This is a genomic window from Nonomuraea fuscirosea, from assembly GCF_035917475.1.
GTDB lineage: Bacteria > Actinomycetota > Actinomycetes > Streptosporangiales > Streptosporangiaceae > Nonomuraea > Nonomuraea fuscirosea.
The window spans coordinates 9,542,240-9,556,381 of sequence record NZ_CP109074.1 but is presented as its reverse complement, the minus strand read 5'-3'; the positions used below and the strand labels follow the sequence as shown (position 1 = coordinate 9,556,381).

The 14,142-nt window shown below is 69.9% G+C and carries 14 protein-coding genes; 8 read left to right on the top strand and 6 right to left on the bottom strand.

Annotated elements, in window-relative coordinates; translation table 11 throughout:
* Positions 1–44: 44 nt before the first annotated feature.
* Positions 45–1,580: an amino acid permease gene (locus OIE67_RS43630; protein WP_326631571.1), complete on the bottom strand. Its 1,536-nt coding sequence runs from the start codon at positions 1,578–1,580 to the stop codon at positions 45–47.
* Between the two features lie 182 nt (positions 1,581–1,762).
* The gene (locus OIE67_RS43625) at positions 1,763–2,308 is read right to left on the bottom strand and encodes a type 1 glutamine amidotransferase domain-containing protein (RefSeq protein WP_106243867.1); all 546 of its coding nucleotides are present in this window, start codon (positions 2,306–2,308) and stop codon (positions 1,763–1,765) included.
* A 113-nt stretch (positions 2,309–2,421) separates the two neighbouring features.
* Here OIE67_RS43625 and OIE67_RS43620 point away from each other — a divergent pair, with 113 nt between their 5' ends.
* On the top strand, positions 2,422–2,685 hold the full coding sequence (locus tag OIE67_RS43620) for a heavy-metal-associated domain-containing protein (protein ID WP_106244357.1): 264 nt from the start codon (positions 2,422–2,424) through the stop codon (positions 2,683–2,685).
* A 51-nt stretch (positions 2,686–2,736) separates the two neighbouring features.
* Here OIE67_RS43620 and OIE67_RS43615 read toward each other — a convergent pair whose 3' ends face one another.
* On the bottom strand, positions 2,737–3,444 hold the full coding sequence (locus OIE67_RS43615) for an SDR family NAD(P)-dependent oxidoreductase (protein ID WP_326631567.1): 708 nt from the start codon (positions 3,442–3,444) through the stop codon (positions 2,737–2,739).
* A gap of 102 nt (positions 3,445–3,546) precedes the next feature.
* On the opposite strand from OIE67_RS43615, the gene OIE67_RS43610 reads away from it, so the two are divergent.
* Positions 3,547–4,386, top strand: a complete 840-nt coding sequence (locus tag OIE67_RS43610) for a helix-turn-helix domain-containing protein (protein ID WP_106243869.1) — start codon at positions 3,547–3,549, stop codon at positions 4,384–4,386.
* Between the two features lie 3 nt (positions 4,387–4,389).
* Here OIE67_RS43610 and OIE67_RS43605 read toward each other — a convergent pair whose 3' ends face one another.
* Positions 4,390–4,752: a DUF2809 domain-containing protein gene (locus OIE67_RS43605; RefSeq protein WP_326631565.1), complete on the bottom strand. Its 363-nt coding sequence runs from the start codon at positions 4,750–4,752 to the stop codon at positions 4,390–4,392.
* Positions 4,753–5,013: 261 nt separating this feature from the next.
* Here OIE67_RS43605 and OIE67_RS43600 point away from each other — a divergent pair, with 261 nt between their 5' ends.
* From OIE67_RS43600 to OIE67_RS43580, 5 genes are read left to right on the top strand one after another with little or no spacing between them, the layout of a single operon-like run.
* Positions 5,014–6,711: an ABC transporter substrate-binding protein gene (locus tag OIE67_RS43600; RefSeq protein ID WP_326631563.1), complete on the top strand. Its 1,698-nt coding sequence runs from the start codon at positions 5,014–5,016 to the stop codon at positions 6,709–6,711.
* The gene (locus tag OIE67_RS43595; RefSeq protein ID WP_326631562.1) at positions 6,708–7,766 is read left to right on the top strand and encodes an ABC transporter permease; all 1,059 of its coding nucleotides are present in this window, start codon (positions 6,708–6,710) and stop codon (positions 7,764–7,766) included. The genes OIE67_RS43600 and OIE67_RS43595 overlap by 4 nt, the downstream gene beginning before the upstream one ends.
* A complete protein-coding gene (locus tag OIE67_RS43590; protein WP_326631560.1) occupies positions 7,763–8,644 on the top strand; it encodes an ABC transporter permease in 882 nt (293 codons plus the stop codon). Before OIE67_RS43595 ends, OIE67_RS43590 begins: the two co-directional genes overlap by 4 nt.
* 53 nt (positions 8,645–8,697) lie before the next feature.
* Positions 8,698–9,714, top strand: coding sequence for an ABC transporter ATP-binding protein (locus OIE67_RS43585; RefSeq protein WP_326645673.1), 1,017 nt, complete (start codon positions 8,698–8,700; stop codon positions 9,712–9,714).
* Positions 9,711–10,712 (top strand): ABC transporter ATP-binding protein, encoded by a 1,002-nt coding sequence (locus tag OIE67_RS43580; RefSeq protein ID WP_326631558.1) that lies wholly within the window; start codon positions 9,711–9,713, stop codon positions 10,710–10,712. The genes OIE67_RS43585 and OIE67_RS43580 overlap by 4 nt, the downstream gene beginning before the upstream one ends.
* A gap of 152 nt (positions 10,713–10,864) precedes the next feature.
* On the opposite strand, the gene OIE67_RS43575 is transcribed toward OIE67_RS43580, so the two are convergent.
* Both OIE67_RS43575 and OIE67_RS43570 read right to left on the bottom strand, forming a co-directional pair.
* Entirely contained in the window at positions 10,865–11,512 is a 648-nt protein-coding gene (locus OIE67_RS43575; protein ID WP_326631556.1) for a response regulator transcription factor, read from the bottom strand.
* 198 nt (positions 11,513–11,710) lie between these two features.
* Entirely contained in the window at positions 11,711–12,847 is a 1,137-nt protein-coding gene (locus OIE67_RS43570; RefSeq protein WP_326631554.1) for a histidine kinase, read from the bottom strand.
* 109 nt (positions 12,848–12,956) lie between these two features.
* On the opposite strand from OIE67_RS43570, the gene OIE67_RS43565 reads away from it, so the two are divergent.
* Positions 12,957–14,141, top strand: a complete 1,185-nt coding sequence (locus tag OIE67_RS43565; protein ID WP_326631552.1) for an alpha/beta hydrolase family protein — start codon at positions 12,957–12,959, stop codon at positions 14,139–14,141.
* Position 14,142 lies beyond the last annotated feature (1 nt).

The window sequence follows — 14,142 nt, the reverse complement described above, 5'->3', positions numbered from 1 at the left end:
CTGAGAGGTACGGCGCGGCCAGGGGGTCGCGCCGTACCCCTTTTTCAGGAGACGGGCATTTCCTGGTCGTCGACCGTGCGGCGCGGACCCGTGAACCAGTGGCGGGCCGACAGCGCCCACCACAGCGCGATCCCGATCAGCACCACTCCCACCGCGATCGGCGCGTAGTTGACCGACGTCCAGGTGAAGTCGGCGCTGCCCGGCACGCCCGCGGGTGAGAACGGCATGATGAAGTAGATCGACACGATGACGATCTCGACGCAGGCGATCCAGCACAGCGCCTTGTACTTCCGCCCCAGCGTCCACGGCCCCGGTTTGAACGCCTCTCCCATGCGCAGCCGCAGCCAGATCGGGATGAGGAAGGCCAGGTAGAGGCCGATGACCGCGATCGAGACGACGGCGTAGAACGCGACCGGCGTGGTCAGCCCGGGAGGGGCGTAGAGCGCGGGCAGCGTGATCAGGGCGGCGGCGAGGCAGCCGGCGATGATCGCGTTGACCGGGGTGCGGTTGCGGTCCACCCGCGACCACAGCCGCCAGCCGGGCACCGCGCCGTCGCGCGAGAACGCGTACGTCATGCGCGACATCGAGGTCACGCAGCTCATGCCGCAGAAGAACTGGCCGATCGTGGAGATGGCGAAGATCGCCGTGGCGAGCGGGGACGACAGCGCGCTCTCGAAGATGGACCCGACGAACCCGCCGTCCTTGTTCAGCTGGTCCACGTTCGTGGCGGCGAACAGGAACGACAGCAGCAGGATCCAGCCGCCGATCGCCGAGTAGAAGATCGACTGCCACAGTCCTCGGGCCGCGCTGGTGGCCGCGCCCTGGGTCTCCTCCGACACGTGGGCGCAGGCGTCGAAGCCGGTGATCGTGTACTGGGTGAGCAGGAAGCCGAGCGGCAGCACGTACAGCCAGAAGGGCAGCCCGTCCGAGCCGTCGCCGAAGCCGGAATTGTCGTTGGTGCCGAAGAAGACGAAGGACGCCGACTGGTGGTCGGACGGGGCGAAGATCAGAATGGCCACCACGATCGCGGCGCCGACCACGTGCCACCAGACCGAGACGTTCTGCAGCAGCGAGATCAGCCGGTGGCTGAAGATGTTGATCAGCGCGTGCAGCGCCAGGACGATCACGAACAGCAGGAACGCCTGCGGCAGCGTACCCTCCCAGGCGCCGCCGGTCAGCCGGTTGAGGGTGATGTTGAGGAAGGTCGCACAGCCGTAGTCGACCGACGCGGTGACGGCGATGAGGCCGATCAGGTTGAGCCAGCCGGTGAACCAGCCGTGGATCGGCTTGCCCAGCTTGGCGGCCCACCAGTAGATGCCGCCCGCCGTCGGGTACGCCGACACCAGCTCCGACATGCAGAAACCGATGATCAGGATGAACAGCGAGATGATCGGCCAGCCCCACGAGATGGCGATGGGGCCGCCGTAGTTCCAGGCTTGGCCGAAGGTCGTGAAGCAGCCGGCGAGGATGGAGATGATCGAGAAGGAGATGGCGAAGTTGGAGAAACCGCTCCAGGTGCGGGCGAGCTCCTGCTTGTAACCGAGCTCGGCGAGTCGCCTGGAATCCTCTTCCGTGGTCATTGAGGTCTCCCTGGGGGGCGGGACGCTCCTTTTGGTCTACCTCTAGACCATTTCTGCCCAGGGAACAAGCCGTTACAGCGGCTTTTCGATCTCGTCAGGCCCGCCCGCAGGCCGGGCGCGGTTGCGGGTCGGGCTCAGGTCATGGGCCGGGCCGGCCCCGAGGCCCGGCCCGCGCGCTCACATCACTGGCCGAAGACGTCGGTGACGGCCTGGCAGAACGCCTTGAGGTCGTCCGGCTTGCGGCTGCTCACCAGCATGTTCGGCCCGTCCGTGCAGACCACGACCTCCTTGTCCACCCAGGTCGCCCCGGCGTTGCGCAGGTCGGTCCGCAGACTGGGCCAGGACGTGATCGTCCGGCCGCGTACGACGTCCGCCTCGACCAGCGTCCACGGCGCGTGGCAGATGGCGGCCACGGGCTTGCCCGCGTCGAAGAAGGCGCGGGCGAAGCGCACGGCGTTGTCGTTCATGCGCAGGAAATCGGGGTTCGCCACGCCTCCCGGCAGGACGAGGCCGTCGAAGGAGGCCGCGTCCACGTCGTCCACCGTGTCGTCCACGGCGAAGGTGTCGGCCTTGTCCAGGTGGTTGAACCCCTGGATCTGGCCGGGGGCGGTGGAGACGAGCCGGGGGGTGCCGCCCGCCTGCTTGACCGCCTTCCAGGGTTCGGTGAGCTCGACCTGCTCGACTCCCTCGGGGGCGACCAGGAACGCGATGGTCTTGCCGTCCAGCATGTCCGTTCTCCCGTGAATCGCGTCTTTCTCCCTTGAACCGGGACTCGCCATCCCCCTAACCGAGGCGGGGGGATGTATGCGTCTCTACCCCTGGGGGGTATATAGTCGCGCTCATGACTGTCACGACATACCAGGTAGAGGGCATGACCTGTGGTCACTGTGTGAGCGCTGTGACCCAAGAGGTGGGCAAGGTCGCCGGGGTCAGCGGCGTCGAGGTGGATCTGGGATCAGGGTCCGTCAAGGTGACGAGCGCGGCTCCGGTCGACGCCACGCTCATCGGCGCGGCCGTGGAGGAGGCGGGTTACGAGCTGGGCGGCACGGTCGAGTTGCTGCCTCAGGCGGGTGGGTCGTGCTGCGGCTCGGGCGGCTGCCACTAGGGGCTTGTCGCCTACCGGCCGGTCCGCGCGGGTGCGGGCCGGCCGTCCGCGTCACCACGGGAGAGGGCCGGCCTGGGTGAAGAAGCCGCCGGTCGGGCCGTCGGGGCCCACCTGCGCCATCCTGACGATGATCTCCGCCCCCTCCTCCACGGTCTGCGTGCCCGTGCGGCCGTTCAGGTCCGTGGCGGTGTAGCCGGGCTCGACCGCGTTGATCCGCATCTCGGGGAACGCCTTCGCGTACTGCACGGTCAGCACGTTCACCGCCGCCTTGGAGGCCGGGTAGGCGAGCCCCGGATACGCGTACGTCGGCGTCCCCTCGGCCGTGATGCCTGCCAGCGAGGCCAGGCCGCTGCTCACGTTCACCACGACAGGGGCCGCGGAGCGGCGCAGCAGCGGCAGGAAGGCGTGCGTCACGCGGACCACGCCGAAGGTGTTCGTCTCGAAGATCGTGCGCATGTCGGCGGCGGTCAGGTCCGCCGCGCCGATCACGCTGTTGTCCTCCCGCCGTCCTTCGACGCCGGCGTTGTTGATCAGCACGTCCAGCCCGCCGTCGGCCTCGACGGCCTTCGCGGCGGCGGCGACGGAGGCGTCGTCGGTCACGTCGATGAGCAGCGGCTTCGCGCCCAGCCGGGCGGCCGCCTCGCGCCCGCGCCCGGCGTCGCGGCTGCCCACGTAGACGGTGTGGCCCGCGGCGATGAGCCGGCGGGCGGTCTCGAAGCCGAGACCCTTGTTCGCTCCGGTGATGAGTGTCGTCGTCATGCCGTCCACGCTGCCCGCGACGAGGGCGGACAGCCAGGCGTCCCGCTTTCCGGGGACTGCCAGTACCAGGATGAACGCGCGGGAAGGGTGTTGACTGAGGGCATGGCGGCGAGCGAGTTCGGACAGGCGGTGCGGCGCTGGCGCGACCGCGTCTCGCCCGCGACGGTGGGGCTGCCCGCCGGTGGCCGGCGGCGCGCGGCCGGCCTGCGCCGCGAGGAGCTGGCGCTGCTGGCCGGCATCTCCGTCGACTACGTCACCCGCCTCGAACAGGGCCGGGCGGACAACCCGTCGCCGCAGATCGTGGAGGCGCTGGCACGTGCGCTGCGGTTGTCGGCGGAGGAGCGGATCTACCTGTTCCGGGTGGCCGGCCTCGCGGTCCCCGGTCCCGAGACGGTGCCCGCCTACGTCACCCCGAGCGTCCAGCGGCTGGTGGACCGGCTGGACGGCGCCGCGGTCGGGGTCTTCGACGCGGCCTGGACGCTGCTCATGGCCAACCCGCTCTACGCGGCACTCATGGGCGATCCGTCCGAATGGCACGGCATCGAACGCAACGGGGTGTGGCGCAACCTGGTCGGATCCGGCGGCCGGGTCCGGTACACGCCGGAGGAGCGGAGCGCGTTCGAGGCGGCGCTGGTCGCCGACCTGCGCGCGACCGCCGGCCGCTATCCGCGTGACCAGCAGTTGCGCCGGCTGATCGCACGGCTGCGCGCCGACAGTGAGCGCTTCGCCGAGCTCTGGGACGCGGGCGTGGTCGAGTCGCTGCGGGCCTCCCGCAAGATCGTCGACCATCCGCAGGCCGGGGCGATCACGCTCGACTGCGACGTGCTCAGCGTGGTGGGCGACGACCTGCGCGTCATGGTCTACACGGCCGAGCCAGGCACGGCCGACGCCGAACGCCTCCGGCTGCTCGCCGTCCTCGGCACGCAGTCGCTCGTCGGATGAGCCTCAGTAGGGCGCGCGCCTGAGCCACAGCGTGTGGGCGATCAGGCAGGCCGCCGCGCCCACGGCGTACCAGAGCAGGTCTGGCGGGTGGAAGGTGCTGCCCAGCAGTGGCCACAGGACCTCGGGGATGCCTCCGAGCTGGGCCAACTCGATCGCCCAGCTCAGCCCGCCCGACACCGCCGCCGCGGCCCAGGGCCGCGCGGCCGGCCGCACGAGCAGCACCACTCCGTAGATCGCCGCCGTGTAGAGCGCGTCGCCGGCGAACTTGGGCGCCGGACCGTCCCAGACTGCCCGTACGATGAGCCCGCACGCCACGATCGCGGCGATGGACAAGGCGGTCAGGAGGCGGGGCAGCGGGCGGGACACCAGCTCAAGCTACTGCCAAGCCGACTGAAAATTTACACCGCCGAAAGAAACGAGACTGAAACAATTTTCCGCCACTCGTTGACACGCGGTCTCCGTATGGTGTGCCTTTTGCTACACAGGAAACCCCCGCCTGAAGGTGAGGCACTTATGAGGAAATGGTTCGCACGCCTGGCTGCGCTGGGCGTCGCGCTATTAGTGGCCGGTCAGGGCGCCACGGCGGCCCTAGCCCAGGACCCGGCGGCGGGGAAGAAGATCGTGCGGGTGGGCGCGACGCAGTCGATGGACTCGATGAACCCGTTCATCGCGGTCCGCCTGGTCTCCACGTCGATCCACCGCTGGATGTACGGCTACCTCACGGTGCCCGACTCCAAGACGCTCCAGCCCAGCCCCGACCTGGCCGAGTCGTGGACCACGTCCGAGGACGGGCTCACCTGGACGTTCAAGATCCGCGCGGCCAAGTGGTCCGACGGCAAGCCCGTCACCGCCGACGACGCGGCCTGGACGTTCAACAAGATGATGACCGACGAGGCCGCCAAGACCGCGAACGGCCCGGCGGTGGAGAACTTCGAGAGCGTCACGGCCAGCGGCCAGGACCTGACGATCAAGCTCAAGTCCCCGCAGGCCAGCATGCTGGAGAACCCGGTCCCGATCATGCCCAAGCATGTCTGGGAGTCGGTCACCGACATGGCCAACTACGACGCGGAGAAGTACCCGTCGGTCAGCAGCGGCCCGTACATCGCGGTCGAGCACAAGAAGGACCAGTACGTCAAGCTGCAGGCCAACCCCAACTACTGGCGCGGCAAGCCCAAGATCGACGAGCTGCAGGTCGTCTTCTACGACAACCCCCAGGCCGCCATCGCCGGGCTCAAGACGGGTGACATCGACCTGCTCGGCCGGATGACCCCGCAGGAGTTCGAGGCCATCCAGAACGACCCCAACATCGAGGCCTGGAACACCCAGGGCCGGCGCGCTTCGTACCTGCAGATCAACCACGGCGCCACCACGACCGACGACAAGTCCGTCGGCGACGGTCACCCCGCGCTGAAGGACCTCAAGGTCCGTCAGGCCCTGCACTACGCCATCGACAAGCAGAAGCTGGTCGACGAGGTGCAGAACGGCCTGGCCAAGCCCGCCGACGGCTCGATCGTGCCGCCGATGTACAAGGAGTTCTTCTGGGAGGCCGGCGGCGAGGAGAAGGTCTCCTACGACCCCGCCAAGGCCAACAAGATCCTCGACGACGCCGGCTACAAGAAGGGCGCCGACGGCGTCCGCACGATGCCCGACGGTGACCGCAAGCTGGAGTTCCGCTTCACCATCCACACCGAGACGCCGATCGAGGACAAGCTGGCCGAGTACCTGACGGCCTTCTTCAAGGAGATCGGCATCACGCTCACCACGGTGAAGCTCGAATCGAGCAAGTTCACCGAGGAGACCGGGGTCACCGGCAACTTCGACATCGCGATCAGCGGCTGGTCGGTCAACCCCGACCCCGAAGAGGTCATGGCCACCCACCTGTGCAGCCGCAGGCCGGCCCCCAACGGCGAGGGCGGCGGCACCGAGTCGTTCTTCTGCGACGACACCTTCGAGCAGCTCTACAAGGACCAGCTCAAGGAGCTCGACCGGACCAAGCGGGTCGACCTGCTCAAGCAGATGCAGGAACGCCTCTACACGCAGGCGCCGATCATCGCGATCTACTACACCAACGACCTTGAGGGCTACCGCAAGGACAAGATCACCAGCATCACCCCGATCCCCGAGGACAAGGGTCTGCTCTACGGCGGCAGCGGCTACTGGCCGTTCTACACCGTGGACGCCAAGGCGACGGGGGGCAGCACCGGCGCTGAGAGCGGCTCCAACACGGGGCTGATCGCCGGCGTCGTCGGCGGCGTGGTGGTCATCGGGCTTGCGGCGTTCTTCCTGACCAGGCGACGCAAGGCCGTCGCCGACGAACGCGAATGACCACACCGCTCGAAACGACAGAGCCCGCCGCCGCCCAGGCGGCGGCGGGCGCTGGCGATGAGCGCCCCGCCTGGCGCGGCACGCTGCGCTACGCGCTGGCCAAGGCCGGCGGGGCGCTGTTCAGCATCGCCATGGTGATCGTCGGCACGTTCTTCCTGTTCCGGCTGCTGCCCGGCGACCCCGTGCGCAACATGGCCCAGGGCCGCAACATGACCCCGGCCCAGCTCGACCTCGAACGCCACCGGCTCGGCCTCGACAAGTCGCTGATCCAGCAGTTCTTCGACTTCGTCGGCGACACGCTCAGGCTCGACCTCGGCATGTCGTACGAGTACAAGCGGCCCGTCCTCGACCTGATCGGCGAGCGGCTCGGCCCGACGCTGCTGCTGGCCGGCACCGGCCTGGTGATCGCCGTCAGCCTCGGCATCTGGCAGGGCACCCGCGCCGGCTGGCGGCACGGCAGTCGCTTCGACCGCTTCTCCACCGCCACGTCGCTGCTGCTCTGGTCGGTGCCCACGTTCTGGCTCGGCCTGCTGCTCATGATGGTCTTCGGCGTCGGCATCGGGCCCATCCCCGGGATCTTCCCCTTCCGCGGCATCGAGAGCGTGGACGCGCCCGACGGGTTCGCGTACGTGCTCGACGTGGCCTCCCACATGGTGCTGCCGTGCCTGACGCTGGTCGCCGTGGTCTACGCGCAGTACCTGCTCGTCATGCGCTCCTCGCTGGTCGAGGAGATCAGCCAGGACTACGTCACCGTGGCCCGCGCCAAGGGGCTGCGCGACGACGAGGTACGCCGCCGGCACGCCGTGCCCAACGCCCTGCTGCCCACGGTGACGCTGGTGTTCATGCGCATCGGCTTCGTGGTCGGCGGCGCGGTCACCGTCGAGACGATCTACACCTGGCCCGGTCTCGGGCAGCTGTTCTACAAGGCGATCAACGTGCCTGACTTCACACTCATGCAAGGGACGTTCATGCTGATCACGGTGGCCGTCATCGTCATGAACACGCTGGCCGACGTGGCGTACCACATCATCGACCCGAGGGTGAGGTCGGCGTGACCGCTGTCGCCACGGCCCGCAGGAAACTGGCGCTCCGCCGGTTCTGGGCCGAATACCGCAACCACCGCGCCGGCGTGGTCGGCCTCGTGGTCCTCGTCGTCGCCGTGCTGCTCGCGCTGATCTCGCCGCTGTTCATCGGCGACGAGGTGACCAGCGTGGTCGAGAGCGTCGGCACGAAGTTCGGGCCTCCGAGCCCCGGCGATCCGTTCGGCAACGACGAGTCGGGCCGCTCCATCCTGCTCATGATGTGGTGGGGCTCGCGTACGTCCCTGCTCATCGGCTTCATGGCAGCGCTGCTCAGCATCGTGATCGGCCTGGTGGTGGGCGTCGCCGCCGGTCACTTCCGCGGCTGGGCGGGCGCTGCCCTGATGCGGGTGACCGACTGGTTCCTCGTGCTCCCCTCGCTGGTCACGGCCCTCGTGCTGGCGGCCATCCTGGGTGGCAGCACCTGGACGATCATCATGGCCATCGGCATCACCACCTGGCCGTCCACCGCCCGCCTGATCAGGGCCCAGACGCTCGCCGTGGAGGCCAGGCCGTACATCGAGCGCTCCAAGGCGCTCGGCGGCGGCCACTGGCACATCACCACCCGCCACGTCCTGCCGAACGTGGCGCCGTTGCTGCTGGCCAGCACCACGCTGGAGGTGGCCAGCGCCATCGTGACCGAGTCCACCCTCGCCTTCCTCGGCGCCAGCTCCAACCGGACCTCCTGGGGCACCATGCTGCGGGCCTCGTACGACTTCGGCGCGGCAACGAACGCCGCGTGGTGGTACATCACTCTCCCCGGTCTGGCCATCCTCGCCGTCGTCATGGCGTTCACCCTGGTCGGGCGGACGCTGGAAGCGGTGCTGAACCCCAGGCTCAGGAGGGCCGCGTGACCGAGCAGGCTCAGGAGGGCCGCGTGACCGAGCACGACGAGGCGACGCGGCCGGTGAGCCTGCTCGAACTCGATGACGTGTCAGTGACCTACCGCATCGCCTCGGGCGAGGTGCCCGCCGTGCGCGGGGTGTCGCTGACCCTCGACTCCGGAGCGGCACTCGGAGTCGCCGGCGAGTCAGGATCCGGCAAATCGACGCTGGCCATGGCGCTGCTCCGGCTCCTGCCCCGGGACGCGCGGGTCGGTGGCCGGATCCTGCTCGACGGCGAAGACGTGCTCGCCATGAAGTGGGGCCGCATGCGCGCCGTACGGTGGGCCGAGGCGTCCATCGTCTTCCAGGGCGCCCAGCACGGCCTCAACCCCGTGCGCAGGATCGGCGACCAGATCGCCGAGCCGCTGCTCGTGCACGGCCTGGCCAAGCCGGACGCGGCCCGCAAGCGCGTGGCCGAACTGCTCGACCAGGTCGGCCTGCCCGCCTGGCGCGCGCGCAGCTATCCGCACGAGCTGTCCGGCGGGCAGCGGCAGCGCGTCATGATCGCGATGGCCCTGGCCTGCTCGCCGAGGCTGATCATCGCCGACGAGCCGACCACCGCGCTCGACGTGATGGTCCAGGCCCAGGTGCTGAGCCTGATCAAGGAACTGATCGCCGAGCACGGCATCTCCCTGATCATGATCTCGCACGACCTGTCCGTGCTGGCCGACGTCTGCGACCGGCTCGCGGTCATGTACGCCGGCCGCGTCGTCGAACACGGCCCGTCCGCCGAGGTCTTCCACAAGGCCGAACACCCCTACAGCCGGGCCCTGGCCGCGGCCTTCCCGACCGTGGGCGATCCGGTGTCACGGATGGCGCCCAAGGGGCTCGGGGGCGACCCGCCCGACCCGATGCAGCTGCCCGGGGGGTGCTCGTTCCATCCGCGCTGCCCGGTGGCGCTGGACGAATGCTCGACCCTGGACGTCCAGCTGTGGCCGGCGGGGCCGGCTCGCGCGGCCGCCTGCGTACACGTCAGGCCGACGGCGCCTTCAGACCCGGAGCGGGACGTCGAGGCGAAGAAGGAGGAGGAGTCCTCATGACCGAGACGCAGACCGCCGCCGACGCGGTCGCGACCACGCGGCCGACCCTGCTGGAGGCCCGCGACCTGCACGTCGAGTTCTCCTCCCGAGGCCGGCGGGCCCGTGCCGTGGACGGCGTGAACCTCGCCATCGGCGCGGGCGAGATCGTCGCCCTCGTCGGCGAGTCCGGCTGCGGCAAGACCACGCTCGCCCGTACGCTGCTCGGCCTCGAACGCCCCAGCTCCGGCGAGGTCCGCTACGACGGCGACGTCCTGAACTACAGCTCGAAGGCGCTCAAGGAGTACCGCAGGCAGGTGCAGCTCGTCCTCCAGGACCCGACCGGCTCGCTCAACCCCCGGCACACGGTGTACGAGGCCGTCGCCGAAGGCGCGCGCATCCACGGCATGCCGGACGAGCAGGACGTCGTGACCACCGCCCTGTCCAGGGCCGGACTGCGACCGCCCGACCGGTTCTTCCTGCGCTACCCGCACGAGCTGTCCGGCGGCCAGCGTCAGCGCGTGGTGATCGCCGGCGCGCTGGCACTCAACCCGAAGGTCCTCATCGCCGACGAGCCCGTGGCCAGCCTGGACGCCTCCGTACGCGGCGAGATCCTGGCCCTGCTGCTCAAACTACGCGCCGACCTGGGCCTCTCAGCACTGGTCGTCACCCATGACCTGGGCCTGGCCTGGAACATCGCCGACCGCGTGGCCGTGATGTACCTGGGCAGAATCGTCGAATCGGGCCCAGTGGAGCAGGTCCTCACCGCGCCACGTCACCCGTACACACAGGCTCTGATGTCGGTACTGCCCGAATCGCCGGAACGAGTGGTGTTGACCGGCGAACCACCGGACCCGACCAGAATCCCCGGCGGCTGCCGTTTCCACGCCCGCTGCCAGATCCTCGCCTCGGGCAAGGCCGCCGAAGCCGGAGTAGCCGACCACTGCCGCACCAACCCCCTCCCCATCCTCCCCTCCACCGCAGACGCCCAAGCAGCCTGCTACTACGCCAACACCACCTGACCAGCCCACCGCCCTGCCGCACCTCGGGCCGACGGGGAAACGACACCTCTGCCCAGCTCGGGTCGGTGGGTGGAATGACGCCTCTGCCCAGCCCGTATCGACAGGAGGATGAAAGTTCTGCGCGGCCCGAGGCGGGTTCGGTGGGGTGGTTGTCAGGCGAGGTCGGCGTCGTGGACCAGGATGGCGGCCTGGACGCGGTTGGCCAGGCCCAGCTTGGCCAGCACCCGGCTGACGTGGGCCTTGACCGTGGCTTCGGTCAGGCGTAGCTCGCGGCCGATCTCGGCGTTGGACAGGCCGCGGGCCAGGGCTCTGATCACGTCCTCCTCGCGCCCGGTGAGCGCGGCGAGTTGCTTGCGGGCGGCCTGTGCCCGGGAGGGGGCGCGGTCGGCGTAGGAGGAGATCAGGCGCTTGGTGACCGACGGCGAGAGCATGGCCTGACCCCCGGCCACCGTCCGGACGGCGGAGGCCAGCTCCCGGGGCGGCGTGTCCTTGAGCAGGAACCCGACCGCACCCAGCCGCAAAGCCTCGTGCACGTATTCGTCCAGGTCGAACGTGGTCAGCATGATCAGCTTGGGCGGCTGGGACTCTGCGAGGAGATGCCGCGCGGCGGTCAGGCCGTCCATGACCGGCATGCGTACGTCCATCAGCACCACCTCGGGCCGCAGCCGCCGCACAGCCGAGAGGGCCTCGGCACCGTCGCGCGCCTCACCGGCGATGGCGATGTCCCCCGACGCCTCCAGAATCAGCCGCAACCCGGACCGCACCAACTCCTCGTCGTCCACCAGCAGAACCCTGATCACCCGCACCCCCTCACCACGCCCAAGTTTCCGATCATCGCCGCTCCGAGCCTCACCCCGGAGCACACCATCCCGTCCCGTTCAGGCACTCGGTCGGGGTCGTGCCATCCCGCCTCGTTCAGGCCCTTTGCCTGGACCGTCCCATCCCCGCCGAGTTCGCTGCTCACGGTGGGTCGATCGCTGGCGGTGGGTGGGGGTGTCTCATGGTGAGCTCGTCTCCCTGGACGGGAGTTTGGCGCTCACCAGGAAGCCGCCGTCGTCGTCCGGGCTGGTGCGCAGGGTGCCGCCGAGCAGTTCGACGCGTTCGCGGAGCCCGACCAGGCCCCAGCCCGCACCGGGCACGTCTTCGTGAGGGGCGTGCGGGGCCTGGTTGCGTACCTCGACCTCCAGTTGCCCTGTGCCGTAGCGGATGAGGACGTCGGTGCCGGCGTTTCCGGCGTGTTTGTGCACGTTGGTGAGGGCTTCCTGGATCACGCGGTACGCGGTCCGCTCCACGGCGGCCTCCACCGGACGCGGCTCGCCCTCGTCGTGCCTGGTCACCGTGATGCCCAGGGCGCGGGACTGATCGAGCAGCCGGTCGAGGTCGCCGAGCGTGGGTGGCGGGCGTACGTCGGCGTCGAGCGCCTCCCGCCGGGGTGAGCGCAGCACGCCGAGCACGTCGCGCAGGTTGGTCAGGGCCTCCCGGCCGATCCCGCCGATCAGGGCGGCGGCCCGAGCGGTCTCCTCGTCGGACGTGCGCACCTCCAGGGCCCCGGCGTGCAGCACGATCAGCGACACCCGGTGGGCCACCACGTCGTGCATCTCCCTGGCGATCCTGGCCCGCTCCTGTGTCCTGGCCTGCTCGGCCCGCATGACCTGCTCGCGTTCGAGCCGTTCCGCCCGTTCCTTGGCGGCCTCCAGCACCTCGTGCCTGGCCCGCGCCCACAGGCCGGCCACCAGCGGCAGCCCCATCACGGCCAGCGCCGTGAGCAGGGCGTTGCCCAGGGTCGCGGTCATCATCTCCCGCCGACCGCCGAACCACCCGCCGGCCAGCGCCGAGAGGCCGCACACCGCCACACAGCCGCCGCCGTAGGCGAGCAGGCCGCGCCTGCTCAGCGTGCGGCCGGCGTGGAACGAGGCCACCAGCAGCGCTGGCCACATCACGAGCCAGGTGTAGGTGACGGCGCCCACGGCGGCCAGCGGCCACCAGGAGCGCCGGGCGTGCCAGGCGGTCAGGCCCGCGACGGCCGCGACCGCGACGAGCACGGGGAGCGGCAGGCCCGACGGCACCCCGCCCTGACCGTGCAGGGTGAGGAGTGAGGCCGCGAAGACTCCGGCGCCGAGCAGAACGAACCGCATGGTCACAGGGTAGGGGCAGGGCTGGAGAGGGCATTACGACGAAAGTAGTAAGCGGCGGTCGACGATCGGAGCGTCCGCAGGAGCGCCCCTCGCGGCCAATGTGGAGCCCATGCGTAGAACCCTCACCGTAACGACGGTGGTGTCGCTGAGCGTCCTCGGCCTCACCGCCCAAGCCCAAGCCACCGCCCTTTCCCGCTCGGGGCATCTCGCTGCTTCGGGGCAAGTCGCCCGGACGGCACACTCCTCCTTGCCCGCCGACCTCGCCAAGGCAGCGGGCCTTGCCAAGACGGCGGGTCTTGCTCTGCCTGCCCCGACAGGTAGCAGGCCCGTCGGCACGACCGGTCTTCATCTGGTCGACGAGAGCCGCCCCGATCCGTGGAATCCCGAGGCGAAGGAGCGGGAGCTGCTCGTCTCGCTCTGGTACCCGGCGACGAAGGCCACCGGCAGGCGGGCCCCCTACATGACCGCGGCGGAGTCGCAGGCCGTGCTCAAGGACTATCCCGTGACGGACAAGGACGCTCTGGCCAGGGTCAGGACGCATGCCAGGGTCGACGCCCGGCCGGTGGGCGGGCGGCGGCCGCTGGTCGTCATGTCGCCGGGGTTCAGCTTCCCGCGCGCCACCCTGACCTCGCTGGCAGAAGACTTCGCCAGCAGGGGATACCTGGTGGCGGCCATCGAGCACACGTACGAGTCGGTCGGCACCACCTTCCCCGACGGCCGCACCACCTCCTGCCTGGCCTGCGTGAAGGGGCAGGACAACGGGAAGGTGGCGGCGAGCCGGGTGAAGGACGTGCGGTTCGTGCTCGACCGTCTGATCGACGGCCGCTGGGGCAGGGCGATCGACCGGTCGAAGATCGCCATGGTGGGTCACTCGATCGGCGGGTACGCCACCGCCCAGACCATGCTCACCGAGCCCAGGATCAAGGCCGGCGTGAACCTGGACGGCTCGTTCGAGCTGACCGAGCCGATCAAGCGGCCGTTCATGCTGGTCGGGACGGCCAGTCGGCACACGCCGGAGGACGAGAAGTGGCGGCAGGCCTGGGCCCACTTCACCGGCTGGAAGCGGTGGATCACGGTGCAGGGCACCGACCACTCGGCGTTCGTCGACTACGCCGTGCTCAGACCGGCGCTGGGCCTGCCGGCGCAGGAGCTCGACGGCGCACGGGCCCTGGAGATCACCCGCGCCCACCTGGCGGGCTTCCTCGACCTGCACCTGAGGGGCAAGCGGACCCCGGTCGAGAAGTATCCCGAGGTCACCGATCACACCCGGAACGCCTCAGCGGCGGCCCACTGAG